Source organism: Mesorhizobium sp. M0909, assembly GCF_040319515.1.
GTDB lineage: Bacteria > Pseudomonadota > Alphaproteobacteria > Rhizobiales > Rhizobiaceae > Mesorhizobium.
Genome location: NZ_JAMYOA010000012.1, coordinates 36,978 through 55,297, shown reverse-complemented (window position 1 = coordinate 55,297; position 18,320 = coordinate 36,978). Strand labels below are relative to the sequence as shown.

Sequence of the window (18,320 nt, the reverse complement as noted above, 5' to 3'; positions counted from 1 at the left end):
CGTGGCCGAGCTTTCGCCTCAATCCAGCGCCGATGAAATTGTCGCTCATCTGCGCTCGATCGCCTCGGAGGAAAATCGACTTGGCATGCTGCGCTACGGCATCAAGATCGAACGTGCGCTCGGTATCTCGCATGGCGTGCAGCGGCAGATTGCCAAGAAAATCAAGCGCAACCATGAGCGTGCCTTTGAGCTTTGGCAGACAGGCATCATGGAGGCGCAGTTCATCGCTTCCGTGACAGCCGATCCGGAGCGGTTCTCCGCCGCGGATGCAAGACGATGGGCGGCGACTTTCGACTCGTGGGATATCGTCGACGGGGTCTCCGATCTCTTTGTCGATACGGATTGCTGGAAGGAATTGATCGCCGAATTCGCGGTCGACGAACGGGAATTTGTTCGACGCACGGCTTTTGCGATGATGGCCTGGTCGGTGGTCCACCGGAAGAAGGAACCCGAGACGACCTTCCTCGAATTCCTGCCGATCATCGAAGCGCATGCGACCGACGGCCGCAATTTTGTGAAGAAGGCCGTGAACTGGGCGCTTCGTTCGATCGGCAAGCGATCGATGAATTTGCACGGCCATGCCCTTGCCGTGGCGCTAAAACTGGCGGCCTCGACAGACAGGACTGCTCGCTGGATCGGCAAGGATGCCGTGAAGGAACTTTCCGATGCCAAGACGCTCGAACGGCTCGCCGCCAGAAAAGCTTGACCTGAGCGAAGTGCGCTTCACGGAGGTGACGCAATCGACGCGCGCCGATTTCGAAAACCTGTTCGAGCAACCCGGCGGGCCGAAATACTGCTGGTGTATGGCTTGGCGCAATCTCGACCGCCGCGAGCATGTCGAGAACGACGAGAAGAAACGCGCGATGATGGCGCTGATCGACGCCGGCACACCGGTCGGCATTGTCGCCCAGTTCGATGGCCGGACCGTCGGCTGGTGCTTGGTCGCGCCGCGCCAGACCTACCGCAAGTTGTCACGGCAGCAGGACGACCGCGAGGCCGGGATCTGGTCGATCGTCTGCTTCTTTGTGCCGAGAGCGTTGCGCGGCGGCGGGCTGGCAAGCGCATTGCTTGATGCAGCCATCGATCACGTCTTTGCCAAAGGTGCCACGACGATCGAGGCTTATCCGGTCGACCAGGCATCGCCGAGCTACAGCTTCATGGGTTTTCGCGACATGTTCGTCGCCCGCGGCTTTCGCGAGATCGGCATGACCGGCTCGCGCCGGCATGTCATGCGGCTTGAACGTTGACCTTGGCGACAGCGGCAGCTTTACTTGCTGGCATAGGCCGCAGATCAAGGCTCAGCAGTGGAGCAGGAATGAAAAACCGTCTCAAGTCAGGCGCGACGCTGGCAGCCGCAGTGTTCGCCTCTGTTGTCGCAGGCAACGCTTGCGCCGGGACGATGCATATTTTCTGGAAGGATCTGCGCCCGGCGAGCCAGGCAGCCGCCGAAAGCGTCGGGCTGCCGATGATCGCGGCCAAAATGCCGGATCATGGCGAAACGCTGTCACTCAACTTGCAGGACAAGACCGTACAACTCGCGGGCTATGCACTGCCGGTCGATCGCGACGGTGATCTCGTCTACCAATTCCTGCTGGTGCCCTGGACGGGGGCCTGCAGCCATATGCCGACGCCGCCGCCCAACCAGATCGTCCTCGTTACGCCTGCCCAACCCTACCGGATGTCTGAGGCCTACCAGCCGGTTTCGGTGACCGGCGCCTTGCAGCCCGGCATGGAGAAGAGTCAGCTTTTTATCCTTGACGGTGTAAGTGTCATCCAGTCGGGCTACGCTGTGCGCAAGGCCGAGGTGGTCGACGTCGGCACCGTGCCGGACACGATCACGCTGCCGGTCAACTCGCCCTGGACTTTCCTCAACAAAAAGAAAAACTAAGCAGAAAAATCTCAGGCGGCGTTGGCGCCGGACTCCTTGTCGAGCACCATGTAATCCAGCGGCATCTCGGTCGTGTATTTGATCTGCTCCATGGCAAAGGAAGACGACACGTCGCGGATCTCGATCTTGGCGATCAGCCGCTTATAGAAGGCGTCGTAGGCGGCGATGTCGGGCACCACGACGCGCAAGAGATAGTCGACGTCGCCGCTCATGCGGTAGAATTCGACCACTTCCGGGAATTCCTGGATGACCTCCGAAAAGCGCCGCAGCCATTCATGGCTGTGCGAATTGGTGCGGATCGAGACGAACACCGTCACCCGCACATTGACCTTTTCATGATCGAGGATGGCAACGCGCCGCTTGATGACGCCCTCTTCTTCGAGCTTCTGGATGCGCCGCCAGCACGGCGTCGTCGACAGGCCGACCTTCTTGGCGACGTCGGCGACTGCAAGCGTCGCATCCTCCTGCAGGAGGCGGAGAATTTTTCTATCGAGGCGGTCCATTGGGTGCTCCCCTGACGCAAATCGTCAAAATGCGCGGCTTTGGCACAACGACATGCATGAAAACAAGAATTTAACGCGCGTCCCGTCATGCGACGCGCTTCGAGGAATAGATTACCATATTCCCTCTTGTTCAAGCCTATTACAAGAAAGAAATTCTGTTTAATAGCGCAAAAGCGAGTGATTTCTTGCTGAACGCTTAGCCGAGGCGATAGCGGATTTCCGATCTCAGAAAGGGCAGCAAATCCATTTCAAACCAGGGATTGCGCTTCAGCCAGCCGGTGTTGCGCCAGGACGGGTGCGGCAGCGGCACGATCTTCGGGTCAGTCGACGCTGCCCAGATGGCGCGCCAGTCCATGACTGTTTCTGTCAGCGAGGGACGGCGCGCCGCGCCCATATGCCAGCTTTGGGCGTAGATGCCGATCGTCAGTACCAGATCGACTTGCGGCATCAGCGCCATCAGCAATGCGCGCCAGGCCGGCGCACATTCGCGGCGCGGCGGCAGGTCGGCGCCCTTGGCGTCCTGACCGGGAAAGCAAAAACCCATCGGCACGATGGCAAACTTGTCCGTATCATAGAATTCCTCGCTGCCGACGCCCAGCCAGCTTCGCAGCCGGTCGCCGGAGGCGTCGGTGAACGGCATTCCTGTGATGTGGACCTTGGTACCCGGCGCCTGGCTGGCGATCAGGATGCGGGCGCTCGACGATGGCCGGAGCACCGGACGCGGCTGGTGCGGCAACGGCCTGCCGGCTGGCTTATCGACGCAGATGCGGCAGGCACGCACCCTCGCCGCCAGGGCTTCCAACTGTTCGCTCATTTGGGACTCGTTATCAGGCGGCGGCACTCGGCCGGCTGGAGATTTCCCGATGCCAGCGCAGCACGTTGGTGCACTCTTCGGGTACCTTGATGCGAGCCGGCTTCATGAAATCGATGGCGACCAGCCCGGTGATGTCAGCGATCGAATAGGCATCGCCGGCGACGAATTCCCTGCCGGCGAGCTCAGTGTCCAGAAATCTCAGGAATTCGACCGCCTTCGGCTTGTTGGCCTCGCCCCATTCGGGGATTTGCGGGATCTCCCATTCCCTCATTGCGGGGTGGATGTGCCGGAAGGCCGCGGCGACGCAGCCGAACAAATTGAACTCCAGACGTCTTTGCCACATCTCGACGATTGCCTTGCCGAGCGCCCCATGCCCGAACAAAGCCGGCTCGGGGTGCAGTTCCTCGAAGTAACGACAGATTGCGACGGATTCGGTGATGATGGTGCCGTCATCGAGCTCGAGCACCGGCAGACGCTTCAGCGGATTGCGCGAGCTGACCGGCTGCTCTTTGTGCTCCAGCGCGCCCATGTCGACGGGCATCAGCGGAACCTGAAGTCCCTTTTCGGCCAGAAAAATCCGAACCCGACGTGGATTGGGCGCGCGCCCGCCGTCGAACAGCTTCATCTCCATCCTCCTCGTCCGTCCCGACGAACTATAGGCACAACTCACCAGAAGCGAAAAATTTCACGCAGGGCATCGCCGATCGACGCCAAGGCGCCGTGCTTTCTTTCGACCAGCTCATGGCCGTGGCTCTCGCGCCAGTTCTTCGGCTCGTCGAAAGTTCCGCCCCAGATGCCGGCTTTGCCCGCGCGCGCAGCAGCTTCCTCGGTCTCGAAATCGCCAAAGGCGACCGCCCAGCCGGCCTCGACCTGTGCGCGGTTGAGATCCTTGCCGCCGGCCTTGCAGTCGCCGAGCAGCCTGCCGTAGCGGTCGCGCTGCCAGCCGCTGCAGGAGACCGCTTTGCCGGCTATCAACCGCACCAGGGATTGCCGCGCGAGCTTGCCGCAAGGATAGTCGGCACCGTCCTTGCGGCAGATTTGCGAATATTCCGGCGCATCGATGCCACGCATGCGGATGCGCTCGCTGCCGAGCGTCATGCTATCGCCGTCATTGACGGTGGCCGCACCCTCCGTCTTGCGCGTCTCCACCCGGTCGAGGCGCGCCGCCAGGAGGATCAGCAGGCCCAGCACGATGAGTGTCAGCCCATAGTCCATCAGTCGGCGCCACAGGCTTCGCGGACGTGGCGCATAGTATCGCTGGCGCGGCCATCGCGACCACGAACGGCTCATATGGCAAACCGTTGGTTAATCATTCGAACGTAGCTTAACGATTTGAAATTGCTGCCCGCGTAAATTGAAGACTTCATGCCCCTGCAACGCTCGACCACGGCGGACAAGTTTATTGTGGACCGCAGGAAACGCCATCGCAACAGCGATGTCGCGCGCGCGGTGCGCAAGACGCGCGACCGTCTTTCGCAGCAAGCCGGAAATCCCGACTTCGACCGCGAGCTGTTGAAGCTCCACGCGCTTTCGATGACCGGCGGCGTGATCGTTATCCCGCTGCTCGTTCTGGCAACGGCCGCGGCAGGCTTGTTCGCGGGCCTCGGCAAGGAGATCGGCGTCTGGGCGCTGTTCACATTCATCTGCTATACCATCGTTGCGTTCATGGCCAGACGCGTCACGCAAGCGTCCGAGCTCAACCCGCTGGAGACGCACAGGGATTTCCTGATCGGCCATTTTCTTTGCGGGCTTGGCTGGGCCTGGTTCGCATGGCTTGGCTGCGAAGCTTGCCAAATCGACCAGTTCCAGGTCGCCAAGGCGGTGGTGCTGCTGCTCGCCATGTCGGCAACCGCGATCCTGGCATCGTCCCTTCGCGGTGCGCTGTTGGCGACCTTCGCCCTCCCGGTCGCCATCTATGCCTATGCCAGTGCAAAATTATGGATGCCGGTCGAAGTGATCATGGCCGGGTTGCTGATCTCGTCGCTGCCGTTCTTCGCCTATGTGGCGCGCCAGCTCAACCGTTCCTCGCTGATGCTGTTTTCGTTCCGCTCCGAAAAGGATGCGCTGATCGCCGAACTGGAGACGGCGAAATCGATGTCGGACGAGGCACGGCGGCGGGCGGAAGACGCCAATCTGGCGAAATCGCGTTTCCTGGCCTCGATGAGCCACGAATTGCGCACGCCGCTCAACGCCATTCTCGGCTTTTCCGAAGTGATGGCCAACGAGGTGCTCGGCCCGATGAGCAACCCGACATACCGCGACTATGCCCGTGACGTGCACGACTCCGGACAGCATCTGCTCGACCTGATCAACGAAATCCTCGACCTGTCGCGTATCGAAGCGGGCCGTTATCAGCTCAATGAGGAGCCGATGATGCTGCTTTCCGTCGTCGAGGATTGCTGCCACATGATGGAGTTGAAGGCGCGCAACAAGGACATCCGCATCGTCCAGGATTTCGAAAACGCCTTGCCGCGCCTGTTTGCCGACGAACGCGCGGTGCGGCAGATTGTGCTCAACCTCTTGTCCAATGCCATCAAGTTCACCGCGACCGGCGGCGAAATCCGCGTGCGCGTCGGCTGGACGGCGGGCGGCGGGCAATATCTCTCCGTCAAGGACAATGGGCCGGGCATACCGGAAGACGAGATTCCGATCGTGCTCTCGGCCTTCGGCCAGGGCTCGATCGCCATCAAGAGCGCCGAACAGGGTACAGGGCTTGGCCTGCCGATCGTGCAAGGCCTGCTGGCCATGCATGGCGGCGAATTCCAGCTCCATTCCCGGCTGCGCGAAGGCACCGAGGCGATCGCCATCTTCCCGCTGAGCCGGGTGATGGAGGAACTGCCGGCGCTGCCGACCAAGGCGGTTGCTTCGCGCCGGCGCTGAATGCTTAACCGCCGACCGCGGCTGCCATGCCGGAGCTGGTCAGCGCGGCCGCCTTGACCAGGCCGGCGGCAAGCGCCGCTCCTACCCCCTCGCCTTGACTGACGCCCAGATCGAGCAGCGGGCGAAGGCCGAGGCGCTCGGCGGCCTTGGCATGGCCAGGCTCCGGCGACAGGCTTGCGAGGAGACAGTGATCGAGCGCGGCGGGGTTGGCGGTATGTAGGACGCCAGCGGCCGCAGTCACCGCAAACCCGTCGAGCAGCACCGGGATCTTCTGCATCCGCGCCGCCAGAATGGCGCCGCAGATCGCTGCGAATTCCCGTCCACCGACCCGGCGCAGCGCTTCCAGCGGGTCCTTGAGGCTCGCGCCGTGAAACGCGACCGCGGCATCGACCACCTCCGCCTTGCGCCTTTGCATCGCTGCGTCGGCCCCTGATCCGGGACCGACCCAGTCGGCGCCGGTGCCGCCGAACAGTGCGGTGCAAAGGGCCGCGGCGACAGTCGAATTGCCAACACCGAGGTCGCCAAGGCAAAGCAGGTCGGTGCCGCCGGCAATCGCCTCCATGCCGAAGGCCATGGTGGCGGCGCAACCGCGCTCGTCCAGTGCCGCATCCTCGGTGATGTCGGCTGTCGGAATGTGCAGAGCCAGATCGAACACCTTCAAGCCGAGATCGTTGGCGATGCAGATCTGGTTGATCGCTGCACCGCCGGCGGCGCAGAGCTCGACTGCATTTGCCGTAGCGGCGGCGGGGCGCGGCGAAATACCGTGGCGGGTGACGCCATGATTGCCGGCAAAGATCGCCACCAATGGTCGAGTCACCGCCGGCGGCGCGCGACCGCTCCAGCCGGCGAGCCAGGCGGCGATGTCCTCGATGCGGCCAAGCGAGCCTTCGGGCTTGTCTGCCTTGGCAAACAACTGGCGAACGCGGGTGTTGGCAGCCATATCTGCCGGCGGCAGGCTCACCAGGAGGTCGCGAAAATCGTCGAAAGGCAGTGCGCTGGTCATGTCGATGGCAATCGTCCTTGTGAATTGGTGAGCGGCATAGCCGCCTTGGCGGGCCGGCACAACCTCGGCAAAACTTCGAGGTATTGACGCGAACGCACCCGTTGGCGGCGCATCCCGGAGGGCTTGCATTGACTTTGTCGTTGCACCATGTGGAGGCTAGCCAAGGAAATCCTTATGACGGCCATTGAATCCCCGTGCATCTTGGTCTGCTCGATCGACATGAAAACCGGCTTCTGTTTCGGTTGCGGCCGCACGCGCGAGGAAATCGCAGCCTGGATCGACATGACCCCGCAAACCCGCCGCAGCGTCATGGCCGAGCTGCCGGCAAGGCTGGAAACGGTCGAGCGACGCCCCCGCCGGGAAACCCGTCGCAGCCGCATGGCACGCGAACGCGACGCCCTCTCGTGAACCGGCCGCACAGATGAACCGACTGCTGTGGATTCTGATCGTCGCGATCGGGGCAGGTGTACTCCTGCTCATGCTCCACGATTCCGCCGGCAGTACATTCGGCATTGAGAATTACGATTTCAGCCAGTTGATCTGGCTTGGCGCCTTAGCGGCACTCGTCGGCGCCGGCCTGCTCAGATCGGGCAGGCCGTTGGGCACCATGGCCCGCAGCCTCGGCGCCTGGGGCGCCATCGTGCTGGCGCTGATCGCCGGCTATCAGTACCGCTATGAGTTGCAGGATTTCGCCAGCCGCGTCACCGCCGGCCTTGTTCCCGGCAGTCCGCTGGCGCTGGGCGTGGAAGAAGGCCATGCCACCGTCACCCTGGACAAGGCCGGCAGCGGCCATTTCGAAGCGCGCGTCACGATCAACGGCACGCCGATCCTGACGGTTGTCGATACCGGCGCGACCAGCACAGTGCTGACCGCCGAGGACGCTCTGGCGGCCGGGTTCAATTCGGCGGCTCTCCACTTCACCATCCCGATCTCGACCGCCAACGGCATGACGCGCGCAGCGGCGGTGCGAAGCGACGAACTGTCGATCGGCGGCATCGTGCGCAAGGACATGCCCATCATGATCGCCGCACCCGGCACCCTCGGTCAGAGCCTGCTCGGCATGAATTTCATTAGCTCGCTGTCGGGTTTCGACGTGCGCGGCGACCGCATGATCTTGCGGGATTGAGTTCGCTCAGGCCGCCTCTGCGGTCCTGCCGAAATCGACCTCGGCGAAGGCTGACTTCAGCACCTCCGGTCCGGCACCCGGCCGTGTCGCCTCGGTGGAGAGGATCTGCCGGTAGCGGCGTGCACCGGGCAGGCCGTGAAACAGCCCGACCATGTGCCGGGTGACATGCCCGAGCCGTCCACCCTGTTCGATATGGCGTGCCGCATAGTTCGCCATGGCGTCGATCAGCGCGGCAAAGTCGAACGACTCAGCCGTGCTGCCGTAAAACGCGGCATCGATGCCGGTCAGTATCCCTGGCGTGTGATAGGCGGCGCGGCCGAGCATGGCGCCATCGACATGGTCGAGATGCGTCAGCGCCTCTGCGAGAGATTGAATGCCCCCGTTGATGCCGATGAATTTGTTTTGTTTTCTGGCTTTCAGCCGATAGACGCGGTCATAGTCGAGCGGTGGGATGTCACGATTTTCCTTTGGGCTCAGTCCTTCCAGCCAGGCCTTGCGGGCGTGCACCCACAGCGCGTCGGCGCCGGTCGCGAAAACACCATCGGCCAATGCATCGAGCGCCGGTTCCGGATCCTGCTCATCGACGCCGATGCGGCACTTGACGGTAACCGGTATTTTCACCGCCGCCTTCATCGCCGCAACGCAATCTGCGACGAGCACAGGCGCCTTCATCAGGCAGGCTCCGAAGGTGCCCGACTGGACGCGGTCGGACGGGCAGCCGACATTGAGGTTGATTTCATCATAGCCGAAGGCTTCGCCGATGCGCGCCGCCTCGGCCAGCTTTCCCGGATCGGCGCCGCCGAGTTGCAGCGCCACCGGATGTTCGCTGTCGTCGAAGCCAAGCAGGCGCTCGCGTGCGCCGTGGATGACCGCATCGGCCACCACCATCTCGGTGTAGAGCAGCGCCTCGCGCGTCAGCTGGCGATGGAAGAACCGACAGTGCCGGTCCGTCCAGTCCATCATGGGCGCCACGGCAACTTTGTGGCGTAACATATTCATTTTTCTAGTTTCTCTGTCTCAATCCGTCCGACACTCCGTTCGAATGACAGAGCAATTTGGCAAGAGATACAACACCTAACTAACGCGATATACGATTTTGCCGCCGCAACTGAAAGCAAATTGGCATGTCACAATGTCACTGTACGCACCAGTTAGATGCCTGCCGTGGAACGATGCACCGCCGGCGGCATACCAGTCAGCCAAGGCGAAGCGTGTTGCGGGCGATCTGCCACGCGTTCGACATGCCGCCGCGCCGCCGCCTCGTCCGGCTTGCGCGACCGGATTGCATCCATGATTTCGGTCATTCGGCGATCGCCGGCTTTCAGGACCCGACTTCCGGCGATGTCTTGCTGGAAGGAAAATCACTGCTTGCAGTGCCTTCGCACAAGCGCAACATCGGCATGGTGTTCCAACGCTACACGCTGTTTCCGCATCTGACGGTGGCCGAAAACGTCGCTTTTCCGCTGCGGGTTCGCCGCCGGCCGGACGCTTCGCAGCGATGGAGGCGTGCTTAGGATAAGTTGTGGTTCGGTCCATCATCAGCTTCGGTCGGCAAGCGCGTAACGTGTTCGACACACCGGCTGCTGATTGGATGGCGGGGGTAGCTCCTGTATCCATTGACAGTCGTCATGCTCGGTTGGAAGATGAAGAAGGTCAGCGGCGATAGCCATACGGGAAGGCAATGGTCCAACCGCCAGATACCGGACACCATCCTGGCAGCGTCGTCGCGGTCATCGTCATTTGTTTGATCATCGTTGCTTTGTTCTTCATAGGCTTCAGATACTCAAGGCCGGGCCAGGGTACTCTCGTTATTCCTGGCGGTGCGCAGCAGCAACCGTGAATCCGCCCCTTGGCGCGCGCTGATGCGGAGCCGTTCTCGGGCTGCCAAAAGTAGCCGGCGGGACTGGGGGACGCAGCAGAATGGTCCGGCGCTTCGCAGCCGGTCTTTTTGCTCCCGCCGCGGCATTCCTTTCCCACCTAAACAACCAAGCCTGGCCGGTGTGAGGTCGACCATGCCGGGACACGACGAGCCCTCATCTCCAGGCACTAGAGCGTCGGACGTTCATGTGAGTCCATATCCTGCGGCAGAGAAGTAGTTTCTGCATTCTGTTGGGGAGAAGAGATTGCAGATATCGCCAATGGCCTGCCACAGGGAGTCGATGGTTCTGATGGCCTTTGCGCGCAGATGCGCTTTAAGCTTGGCGAAGGCCATTTCGATCGGGTTGAGATCGGGGCTGTAGGGCGGCAGGAAGAGCAGCCATGCGCCTCTGGCCCGGATGGCTGCCTCGGCGGCCGGACTCTTGTGGGCTGCGAGATTGTCGAGAATGACGACATCGCCCTTTGCCAGCGTCGGAGCGAGCTGCGTTTCGACGTAGGTGTCGAAGATGCGACGGTTCATCGGCGTGTCGACGACGAAAGGGGCGGTGAGCCCATGGCAGCGCAGCCCGGCGATGAAGGTCTGCGTCTTCCAATGTCCGAACGGTGCCTTTGAGCGCAGCCGTTGGCCCTTCAGGCAGCGACGGCGCAGGCGCGTCATCTTCGTAGTGGTTCCGGTCTCGTCGATAAACACCAGCCGATGTGGCTCAAGCCGCATCCGCGGCTGGCGTTTGGCCCGCCACTGCTGGCGCGCCTTGCTGATGTCGGGTCGATCTTGCTCGCTGGCCAGCAGCGTTTTTTTTGAAGCGGTAGCCGTTCCTGATGAGCCAACGTGAGATCGAGGCGGGAGCCACTTGGACGCCTGTAGCAGTAACCAGCTCGGCGGCAAGCTCCGGCATGGTGATGTCGTCCTTCTCGGCCACACAACCAATCAGGAACGCACGATGCGGGTCGAGCTTGGAATGGCGGCGGCCTCCGCTCGGCTTGGGCACCAGGCTCTCGGTCTTTCGATAGTTCCTCATCAGGATCACGACGAACGAAACCGACACCCCAAAATGTGCCGCCGCCGCACGCCGCGAATGCCCGGCTTCGACATAACCGACAACGCGTTCACGTAGATCGATCGAATAGGGCTTGGGCATCGCAAATCACCTCCTACCGGAAAGTGAATCACGAACGCGGTCTCACTGGAATCCCTCTTGATTCAATCTGAGCGTCCGGCGCTCTAGACGGCCCTGATCAGCCGGAGCAAAGAAAGCGCTTCGAAAAAGGTCCCTTTGCGAAAGGCGAGATAGGTCGGTTCTTCGACACCATGGAACCGGCGCTTGAAGGCCGCCTGCCCCTGCAGGTTGAAGCGGGTGCGATTGACCCACGGCGAGTCATAGGCACGCTGGAAGGCGCGCCGCCAGAAATCGCTTTCGGCAAACCCGCTAGGTCCGATTTCGACAAGCGGCGACAGGCCGAGGGTGACCACGGAAACACCTTCGTCGCGAAAGCGGTCGACCGCGAATTTGGTCAGGCCGATCTCGGCATGCGCCGAGGCATCGATGTGCTTGCGCTTGAACGAGGTGGTGTAGCCGATGACCTTGCCGTCGCTGAACAGCGGATCGAAATCCAGCAAGGCCACGAGTTCTCCATCCGGACCGTGCAGGACGAAACGGCGCATATCGACGCCAAGGTGATCGGCAAAAGGCCTGTTGAGAAACCTCATCTCCCAGCGCTTGACGATGCGGTCGGCCCGCCAATTCTGGGAGAGCCTGGCAATCTCGTCGAGGAAGACGGTCCCATTGTCCTCCGCGAAGGAAAACCCCTTCCTCAAGAGCCAGCGTTCGGAATAACGCACTGTCTCATTACGCTTTCCGGAAAAGTCGTGGCCGGGCAGGACAAGCCTGGTGTCGACGCCGAGGCGGTTGACCTGATAGCCAAGTCCGGCAAGCACGTGCGCCGTCTGTCCGCCGATCTGCACGAACCACGGGCTGCCGGCAACCTCGATGAAACGTTCGATATAGTCGCGCCGATCGGCCGGGGCAGCCATTGGATCACCGAGCGCGAAGTGATGTCGCGTTTTGGTTCCGTAAGCGATGTAGCCCTGGGCATCGCCAAAGTAGTGAAGCCCCTTCTGCACGGCGGTCGAATAGGCAAGGGAAAAATCACCATGGCGACGGACCAGCGCCAGGCGCTCGACATGGTTCAGCTGTAGCCGCGGTATTTTAGGCCCGCGGTTTTCCAGGAAACGATCGAAGCGTCTTCGCAGTGACGACATGGTCGACTTTCGCGTGCCGGCTAGGCCGATGAAAGAGCTGACGGACCCCAACCGATCATATTGCCGCGAGCTGATCCTTATCTCAGCGCGTCATGCTTCCCCAGCCGGAACCGCCAGATTCCTAGGCGCAATCTGCCCCGGTCCCGTCCCGAGGCGGCACCACGCGTTGTTGCCGACGCCGATGCCACTTCGGAAGCGCCCAGGTCACCTGCCAAACACGATGCTCTTATCGAACTGCGCTCTGAGAAGATTCTGCCTGATCGGAAGCCAGGAACTCGTCGCGTTCTGCTATCCACAAGTCGGCATAGTCGACATTCTGCCACTCGGCAAACCACGGGCCGCCACTCGTATAGTGGACCGCCTTAGGTGTGCCGACAGCAGGCTTTTCGTTCCAGCCCTCGAGCCAATTCCACTCTACCGGCAATGAACCCAAATCTTTGTCGGCAACCCACTGCATTCGGTGAAGATAGGCGCCACTTTCCTGATTCACGACCTCTGGCGTGAGCGATCTGACCGAAGGATGCGCGCAATTGAACAGCATCAACGACGACCAGTTTTTCCGAGGATAGGATGTCTGGACCACGCCATCCATCTTGGTTGTGGCCTTCGGCGTATAGTCATGCTGGACGCAATAGACCGCCTTGTCCGAGTCCGTATATTTCAGCAGGCCTGCGACGTCACCAAGCCACAGGAAATCGCAATCACAAAACAGGGCCCAACCCGTGTAGTCGGCGAGAAAAGGCGTGAGGAAGCGCGTGTAGGTGAACTCCGTCGAGGCGAGTGGATCTTTTTCCCGCCAATACAGCCTGCGGGCACGCATCTCGTCTTGTTTGATCGGAATGACGGAGACAGGCGCCGACGCATGTTTGAGCAGCGAGTGTCGCGCGACGTCGTACGCGATCGGCTCACGGCTGTCCCATCCGATAAATACCCTAAACGCATCAGTCATATTCACTACCCTGGCTTTCGATTTTAACGGTCGTACACTAACTAGTTGGCGATGGCTCGGCAACAATTGCGATCAACCGAGCCGGTTTCTCACAGATTTGTCCTGGCCTCAGCCTTGCTTTTTTGGGTGGACCTGACCTCGCATTTCCAATGCGACACGCGCCCATTTCTGATAGGTGTAGCTGGCCGAATACGCGGCCACCATCGCACCAATGGAACCGTCCAGAAATCCCAGCCGGAAAATATAGCTGCGCACATAGGCCCAGACGGAACGCAAAACTGCCTTGCCTATCGAGCTTTTTTTGCCCTCGGCAAGCAGCTGCGCGGCGGATGCTTCTGCGTACCGGCCGATCTTGTCGTGGGCATCTGCCAGGTCGGTGATCGAGTCGTGCTCGATCGGCTGGGACAATCGCCCGACCTTTCCGTTCAACACCACTTTCTCGTGCACGGTGTCGTCGCTGAAGCGCCCGGAGCTGCGACGGAAGAGCCTGAGCACCAGATCGGGCGACCAGCCACTATGACGGACAATGTGCCCGCAAAAGCGCGATCTTCTCGGTATTTCGAAGCCGTCATAGGCTTTTGGGTCGGCGATTGCGGCCCTGATTTCCGTGCCGAGCGGCGCCTCCACCCACTCATCGGCATCCAGCGAGAGGATCCAATCCCCCGTTGCCGCGGTCAGCGCACGGTTTTTTTGCGCGCCGAAACCGGGCCAATCAAGGGTCATCAAAACCTTGGCCCCCAAGTCACCGGCAATCTCCCTGGTGCTGTCGCTGCTGTCATTGTCGAGAACGATGATTTCGTCCGCAAAATCCACCGAGCGAAGGCAGCGCGCGATGGACGCCTCCTCGTTGCGGGTGATGATAATGACCGAGAGCGCCGGCACGGTCAGAAGGTTCCGGCATCAAAGCTGCCACTGTCATTCGAATGCATCTGCAGCATCGGCTCCCGGCCCGTTAGCATATTGGGGCTGCTAACCTAATTCAACAAAGTCGAAAATCATTTCAGATCAAGGCTTTCATACAGCGCCATCATTCGCTTGATCATGACATTGAAATCATAGTGTTCGGCCGCCGCTCTCACCCGGGCTCCGGTTTCAGGTCGTGACGCCAACTGCAGCGCGTGGGCGAGCGCTGCTGCGAGGTCACTTTCGCTGGCCGCATCGCAAACGAGCGTCGGCTCGAACCGCTCGACAAGCTCGCGCGCTCCGCAGCCGATGCTTACCACGACGGGTAAGCCACTCGCCATCGCTTCGATGACCACTGTGCCGAAAGGATCATAGATGGAAGGCAGCACGGCAATATCGGCCGCGCCGTACCACGGCAGCATGTCTTTCTGCGGCCCCAGCATCTTGAGCCGTGCGCCGAGACCGAGCTTGTTACCGGCCTGCCTGAAGGCGTTGGCGCGCGAATCGTGGCCGATGACCCACAATTCCGGCTCGCCATCGAGCCTGGCGACAGCCTTCATCAGTGCAAGCAGTCCTTTTCGCGCAAAGCCCGAGCCGACAAACAGGACGACCGGCCTGTTTTCGTCGACATCGAGCTGCGCGCGGATCGCGGCCCGATGCTGTTGGCGCAGTTGCGGATTGAAGCGGTCGAGATCCACCCCGTTGGGAATATGGTGCACATTTTCGGCCGGATAATCATAGTGACGGACAATGTCCTCGGCGACCATCTTCGAAATCGCTATGACAGCTTTGAGCCGTGGGCTGGCATAGGTTGCGCGCTCGAGGCGCAGCGTCTGGCGGTGAAAGGGGCTCAGCGCCATTGCCGCCCTGCCAAGCCGCGTCTCGAAACGCCGCCGTTCGGCAAGATAGGCGGCATGAACGCCCTCCCCGGCCCGGAAAACATCGCAGCACGGGAGGCGATCGTTGCTCTGCACCAGCGCCGGTGGCATCTCGGCGATCTTGCGGCAGGCGGCTTGAGCAAAGGACGCCGCCCGCAGCGAACGCGGAAAGCGGCGGCCGGCGCAATGGATGAATTCTATGCCTTGATAGCGCGGCCAGTCGCCGGAGAGCACGGCCACCGACCGCTGACGCGCGGCAAATGCAGCCATGATGTGTTCCAGCATGATCTCGCCGCCGCCAAAGGGCGCATAACGCTGGCGCACGAACAGGATCGGCCTGTCGAATTGATTTTCGATGCCACGAATGCCGGCATGCATTGGGTCAGGGCTCCGGCCTTGTTGCCATCTGACGATGTCTATAGAGGCCAGCGCGCATCGGCAACAGTTGGAAAGCTCACTCGCGGAACTCAGAACAGGCCTGTGTCCATTGTCCGCGACTGCTTGCGATTTGCCTGACGGTGCTGCATGTAGAAATTAACTGCAAACAGCGGATCAGCGCCAGCTCCAGCCGGGTAGTGACCGCTATGAGGGGGAATCGACGGCTTGAGCAAAGCAACCTGGCCCGCCATTGTCCGCCGGACGATTACCGACACCGCCATATATCGGCTGAGACGCACCTTCGGAAGGCGGGCAGAAGTGTCATCGCTGCGGCCGATAACGCCCCTCAAAGTGAATGACCTGCCTTTGATCCTCGTCATCCGCAACGAGGCGGACAGGCTACGCCCGTTCCTGAAGCACTATCGCGAGCTCGGCGTCACTAGATTCGCCGTCCTCGATGATCGCTCGACCGACGGAACAGCTGAGCTTCTGGCCGAGCAGCCAGATGTCGATCTATTCAGCTCGCCGCTCACCTATTCTCAGTCGGACCTGGGAAACCTTTGGCGGCAGCGTCTTGTGCAGATTTATGGTCAGCCTCGCTGGTATCTGACCGTCGATGCGGACGAATATCTTGTCTATGACGGCATGGATCAGAATCCGCTCGGCGCGATGGCCGCCTGGCTCAAGCGGCGCGGAATGACACGCCTGCTGGCGCCGATGATCGACATGTATCCGAGCGGAAACATCTGGGACGTACCCTTCGATCCCATCGTGCCGCCATGGCAGGTTGCGGACCATTTCGACGGCAGCGGCTATGAGGTGACGAGGAGCCCTCGGCATCTCAAGATCACAGGCGGCCCGAGGACCCGGCTTTTCGCCAGGCAGCACAAGTTGACCAAGTTTCCTCTGATATATGTTGATCGCCAGACGATTTTTACGTCGATTCACGCACCGCTGCCCTACTGGCGAAACTATATAAAGGGATTGGCCGGCCTGCTTCATTTCAAGTTCTTCGCCGATTTCAACGACAAGGCGCAGGTCGCGGTGGCGGAAGGTCAGTATTGGAACGGCGCTTCCAAATATCGCCAGTATCATGAGGTATCGAGCAGTAAAGCCGCTCTCAGCGCGATGAGCGAACAGTCAATGCTGTACGAAGGCGCTCACAGCCTATTCCAAACGGGTTTGATCGACAAAATTGATTGGTAGACGGCACTCCAGCAGATGCCGAACCAACATCATGCATAACCGAACGCTTTCATGAGCTGGGCACCTCGTCCTTGTACCAGGTCCTGTAACTCGGCGTTTCCAAGTTCGGAGCGCCATCTCCCGCTCCCGTCATAGATTGGCTGATTGACCTGTTGGTTCCGGAGCACCTCGTGTGGCGTCTCGACGCTGGCGTCGGTCGGCTTGAACCATTGCTGCGGGTTCTTGTGGTAGTCGAGGAGATCCGGGCTGAAGGTCACATCAAGAAAGCCGCATATCTGCTCGACGACTTTGGCCGGATTCTCGACCAGATCCTCATAGCGATAGATCAGCACATCCGGCTTTCCCTGTTCCGCGAGAACCAGCGCATTATCGTTGATCCAGCGGTCGAGAGCCTCCTTTGGGTCGTCAAGTCGTTTGGTCAGCGACGCCACGACGTCGCGCCCATCTCGCACCGGCATGATGAAACGCGCGCCGGGTACGAGCCGGCGGATGCGGGCCACACGGCGGATATGCCGCGGTGTCTTTTCAAGCAGCACGTTCTTTCCAGCCTCGCGCGCCGCCCGCTTCAGTTTCCAGAAGCGGAACACGGCCAGTGGCGTCCACTTGAAGAAAATGTTGGTTTCCTGGAGCGGCAGGTAGACGTCAGGATGCGACGCAAGGATCGTTGCAATCAACGTCGTCCCGCTATGGCCGCAGCCGCAAATGAATCCGGTCCGCATCACCATGTCGGCAATGCCCCCTAACCCAAGGCGACCCGGGCGCGGTTATCGACGCGAGCATAGCACAAGCCGTTCGTGCTAAAGACCTTGTCCAGCTTCTCCCAATATTCGAACTTGGCCAACTGCTCGTTACAATAGGCCACGTCGTTCTCGGAAAGATATTCGCCGTAACCGCCTATCTTACCTTTGCGCACCTTGAAGCTTTCGGGATCATTCGCATCGCGCGGCTGTAATATCTTGCCGTATCGATCGGACAGATCACCGGTCGATTCACTCACTTTCATCTTGTCGAAGGTTCGGTTGTTCGCCACGTCGACAAGCGTCTGATCGTCAGCCTGCTGGTTCAGGAATCTAAGGATCGCGCGAAGGACACCGGCCGTATCCCGATGCATATCTTCATATTGAAGATACCGGATTTCGCGCATCCGGGGCATGGCTGCGAACCATTGCAGATTGAACCTGATGATCTTTTCAATCCCATGATTGTCGCTTCTGATAAAATCACTGAACGATCCGGCTGGAAGCATGTGGCGCTTCTGAACCTGAAAGTACCCTGAGACCACCGTATCTCTTGGGTCGCGAACAAGCATTATTGTTCTTCTCTTCTTGTATCGAGATTTATTCTCCTTGAGGCTCGATTTTGGTCGAAGTAACTTGTGGTCGGTTCCGTCGTGAATGTATTGAACTTCAACCCCGAGATCGTCCAGCATGACACGCAGCCACGTGCGCCCTGATTTTGGAAAGGATACGATAAGAGGAAGAGCCGGCGCTTTGGCCTGGAAAAATTTTAGAAAGGACATGGGGGAGACCTCCTTTAGATTATCAGAGCTGGCGCCCGAACCGCTGCCGGCCAGACCAACCCCATTACTGGGCGCCTAAGCCTACGGCTGATTCGAACACAAGGCAGAAATGCCGGCAAGAATTGCGATCCTCTG

General features: G+C 60.6%; 20 protein-coding genes and 1 pseudogene. 8 read left to right on the top strand and 13 right to left on the bottom strand.

The features are described from left to right. Position 1: 1 nt before the first annotated feature. From NKH83_RS19265 to NKH83_RS19255, 3 genes are all read left to right on the top strand, one after another. A complete protein-coding gene (locus NKH83_RS19265) occupies positions 2-706 on the top strand; it encodes a DNA alkylation repair protein (RefSeq protein ID WP_352478878.1) in 705 nt (234 codons plus the stop codon). Further along, positions 666-1,247, top strand: a complete 582-nt coding sequence (locus NKH83_RS19260) for a GNAT family N-acetyltransferase (protein ID WP_352478879.1) — start codon at positions 666-668, stop codon at positions 1,245-1,247. Before NKH83_RS19265 ends, NKH83_RS19260 begins: the two co-directional genes overlap by 41 nt. 68 nt (positions 1,248-1,315) lie before the next feature. Continuing rightward, positions 1,316-1,888: a DUF3299 domain-containing protein gene (locus NKH83_RS19255; protein ID WP_352478880.1), complete on the top strand. Its 573-nt coding sequence runs from the start codon at positions 1,316-1,318 to the stop codon at positions 1,886-1,888. Between the two features lie 11 nt (positions 1,889-1,899). On the opposite strand, the gene NKH83_RS19250 is transcribed toward NKH83_RS19255, so the two are convergent. From NKH83_RS19250 to NKH83_RS19235, 4 genes are all read right to left on the bottom strand, one after another. Continuing rightward, a complete protein-coding gene (locus NKH83_RS19250) occupies positions 1,900-2,391 on the bottom strand; it encodes an Lrp/AsnC family transcriptional regulator (protein ID WP_006333679.1) in 492 nt (163 codons plus the stop codon). 196 nt (positions 2,392-2,587) lie between these two features. Beyond that, positions 2,588-3,205, bottom strand: a complete 618-nt coding sequence (locus tag NKH83_RS19245) for a uracil-DNA glycosylase family protein (protein WP_502895591.1) — start codon at positions 3,203-3,205, stop codon at positions 2,588-2,590. Between the two features lie 13 nt (positions 3,206-3,218). Further along, entirely contained in the window at positions 3,219-3,830 is a 612-nt protein-coding gene (locus tag NKH83_RS19240; protein WP_352478881.1) for a glutathione S-transferase, read from the bottom strand. A 41-nt stretch (positions 3,831-3,871) separates the two neighbouring features. Beyond that, positions 3,872-4,495, bottom strand: coding sequence for a thermonuclease family protein (locus NKH83_RS19235; RefSeq protein WP_352801605.1), 624 nt, complete (start codon positions 4,493-4,495; stop codon positions 3,872-3,874). 75 nt (positions 4,496-4,570) lie between these two features. On the opposite strand from NKH83_RS19235, the gene NKH83_RS19230 reads away from it, so the two are divergent. Next, entirely contained in the window at positions 4,571-6,085 is a 1,515-nt protein-coding gene (locus NKH83_RS19230; protein WP_352478883.1) for a sensor histidine kinase, read from the top strand. Positions 6,086-6,089: 4 nt separating this feature from the next. On the opposite strand, the gene NKH83_RS19225 is transcribed toward NKH83_RS19230, so the two are convergent. Continuing rightward, positions 6,090-7,088, bottom strand: coding sequence for a nicotinate-nucleotide--dimethylbenzimidazole phosphoribosyltransferase (locus NKH83_RS19225; protein ID WP_254817266.1), 999 nt, complete (start codon positions 7,086-7,088; stop codon positions 6,090-6,092). Between the two features lie 174 nt (positions 7,089-7,262). Between NKH83_RS19225 and NKH83_RS19220 the strand changes: the two genes are divergently transcribed. Together NKH83_RS19220 and NKH83_RS19215 are read left to right on the top strand one after the other, a co-directional pair. Further along, a complete protein-coding gene (locus tag NKH83_RS19220; RefSeq protein WP_031193575.1) occupies positions 7,263-7,496 on the top strand; it encodes a DUF1289 domain-containing protein in 234 nt (77 codons plus the stop codon). Positions 7,497-7,509: 13 nt separating this feature from the next. Further along, complete coding sequence (locus NKH83_RS19215) at positions 7,510-8,214, top strand: TIGR02281 family clan AA aspartic protease (protein WP_352801607.1); 705 nt, start codon at positions 7,510-7,512, stop codon at positions 8,212-8,214. Between the two features lie 6 nt (positions 8,215-8,220). Here NKH83_RS19215 and dusA read toward each other — a convergent pair whose 3' ends face one another. Next, complete coding sequence (gene dusA, locus NKH83_RS19210; RefSeq protein WP_352806719.1) at positions 8,221-9,207, bottom strand: tRNA dihydrouridine(20/20a) synthase DusA; 987 nt, start codon at positions 9,205-9,207, stop codon at positions 8,221-8,223. A gap of 317 nt (positions 9,208-9,524) precedes the next feature. Here dusA and NKH83_RS19205 point away from each other — a divergent pair. Further along, positions 9,525-9,704, top strand: a pseudogene (locus NKH83_RS19205) (ATP-binding cassette domain-containing protein); the annotation flags it as partial. A gap of 572 nt (positions 9,705-10,276) precedes the next feature. Here NKH83_RS19205 and NKH83_RS19200 read toward each other — a convergent pair. From NKH83_RS19200 to NKH83_RS19180, 5 genes are all read right to left on the bottom strand, one after another. Continuing rightward, positions 10,277-11,231 (bottom strand): IS630 family transposase gene (locus NKH83_RS19200; RefSeq protein WP_502895590.1). Its coding sequence is split into 2 segments (ribosomal slippage): positions 10,277-10,904 and positions 10,903-11,231, totalling 957 coding nucleotides; the frame shifts between segments, so codons are not numbered across the junction. Between the two features lie 83 nt (positions 11,232-11,314). Further along, a complete protein-coding gene (locus tag NKH83_RS19195; RefSeq protein WP_352801643.1) occupies positions 11,315-12,352 on the bottom strand; it encodes a phosphatidylglycerol lysyltransferase domain-containing protein in 1,038 nt (345 codons plus the stop codon). Between the two features lie 226 nt (positions 12,353-12,578). Next, complete coding sequence (locus NKH83_RS19190; protein WP_352801645.1) at positions 12,579-13,301, bottom strand: glycosyltransferase; 723 nt, start codon at positions 13,299-13,301, stop codon at positions 12,579-12,581. 108 nt (positions 13,302-13,409) lie between these two features. Continuing rightward, positions 13,410-14,183 (bottom strand): glycosyltransferase family 2 protein, encoded by a 774-nt coding sequence (locus NKH83_RS19185; protein ID WP_352806713.1) that lies wholly within the window; start codon positions 14,181-14,183, stop codon positions 13,410-13,412. A 113-nt stretch (positions 14,184-14,296) separates the two neighbouring features. Then, positions 14,297-15,460, bottom strand: a complete 1,164-nt coding sequence (locus tag NKH83_RS19180; RefSeq protein ID WP_352806710.1) for a glycosyltransferase family 4 protein — start codon at positions 15,458-15,460, stop codon at positions 14,297-14,299. Between the two features lie 225 nt (positions 15,461-15,685). On the opposite strand from NKH83_RS19180, the gene NKH83_RS19175 reads away from it, so the two are divergent. Then, entirely contained in the window at positions 15,686-16,666 is a 981-nt protein-coding gene (locus tag NKH83_RS19175; protein ID WP_352806707.1) for a glycosyltransferase family 2 protein, read from the top strand. Between the two features lie 29 nt (positions 16,667-16,695). Here the strand turns inward: NKH83_RS19175 and NKH83_RS19170 are convergent, their stop codons facing one another. Then, positions 16,696-17,391 carry a sulfotransferase family protein gene (locus NKH83_RS19170; RefSeq protein ID WP_352806704.1) on the bottom strand — a complete coding sequence of 232 codons (696 nt, stop codon included), beginning with the start codon at positions 17,389-17,391 and terminating at the stop codon, positions 16,696-16,698. A 14-nt stretch (positions 17,392-17,405) separates the two neighbouring features. Continuing rightward, on the bottom strand, positions 17,406-18,185 hold the full coding sequence (locus tag NKH83_RS19165) for a sulfotransferase domain-containing protein (RefSeq protein ID WP_352806701.1): 780 nt from the start codon (positions 18,183-18,185) through the stop codon (positions 17,406-17,408). Positions 18,186-18,320 lie beyond the last annotated feature (135 nt).

Excerpts from the sequence above, each read along its gene's own strand:
- NKH83_RS19195 (WP_352801643.1), bottom strand. The coding sequence starts at position 12,352 with ATGTCGTCACTGCGAAGACGCTTCGATCGTTTCCTGGAAAACCGCGGG.
- NKH83_RS19260 (WP_352478879.1), top strand. The coding sequence starts at position 666 with ATGCCAAGACGCTCGAACGGCTCGCCGCCAGAAAAGCTTGACCTGAGC.
- NKH83_RS19245 (WP_502895591.1), bottom strand. The coding sequence starts at position 3,205 with ATGAGCGAACAGTTGGAAGCCCTGGCGGCGAGGGTGCGTGCCTGCCGC.
- NKH83_RS19170 (WP_352806704.1), bottom strand. The coding sequence starts at position 17,391 with ATGGTGATGCGGACCGGATTCATTTGCGGCTGCGGCCATAGCGGGACG.
- NKH83_RS19190 (WP_352801645.1), bottom strand. The coding sequence starts at position 13,301 with ATGACTGATGCGTTTAGGGTATTTATCGGATGGGACAGCCGTGAGCCG.
- NKH83_RS19220 (WP_031193575.1), top strand. The coding sequence starts at position 7,263 with ATGACGGCCATTGAATCCCCGTGCATCTTGGTCTGCTCGATCGACATG.
- NKH83_RS19165 (WP_352806701.1), bottom strand. The coding sequence starts at position 18,185 with ATGTCCTTTCTAAAATTTTTCCAGGCCAAAGCGCCGGCTCTTCCTCTT.
- NKH83_RS19230 (WP_352478883.1), top strand. The coding sequence starts at position 4,571 with ATGCCCCTGCAACGCTCGACCACGGCGGACAAGTTTATTGTGGACCGC.
- dusA (WP_352806719.1), bottom strand. The coding sequence starts at position 9,207 with ATGTTACGCCACAAAGTTGCCGTGGCGCCCATGATGGACTGGACGGAC.
- NKH83_RS19240 (WP_352478881.1), bottom strand. The coding sequence starts at position 3,830 with ATGAAGCTGTTCGACGGCGGGCGCGCGCCCAATCCACGTCGGGTTCGG.
- NKH83_RS19255 (WP_352478880.1), top strand. The coding sequence starts at position 1,316 with ATGAAAAACCGTCTCAAGTCAGGCGCGACGCTGGCAGCCGCAGTGTTC.
- NKH83_RS19215 (WP_352801607.1), top strand. The coding sequence starts at position 7,510 with ATGAACCGACTGCTGTGGATTCTGATCGTCGCGATCGGGGCAGGTGTA.
- NKH83_RS19250 (WP_006333679.1), bottom strand. The coding sequence starts at position 2,391 with ATGGACCGCCTCGATAGAAAAATTCTCCGCCTCCTGCAGGAGGATGCG.
- NKH83_RS19235 (WP_352801605.1), bottom strand. The coding sequence starts at position 4,495 with ATGAGCCGTTCGTGGTCGCGATGGCCGCGCCAGCGATACTATGCGCCA.
- NKH83_RS19180 (WP_352806710.1), bottom strand. The coding sequence starts at position 15,460 with ATGCATGCCGGCATTCGTGGCATCGAAAATCAATTCGACAGGCCGATC.
- NKH83_RS19225 (WP_254817266.1), bottom strand. The coding sequence starts at position 7,088 with ATGACCAGCGCACTGCCTTTCGACGATTTTCGCGACCTCCTGGTGAGC.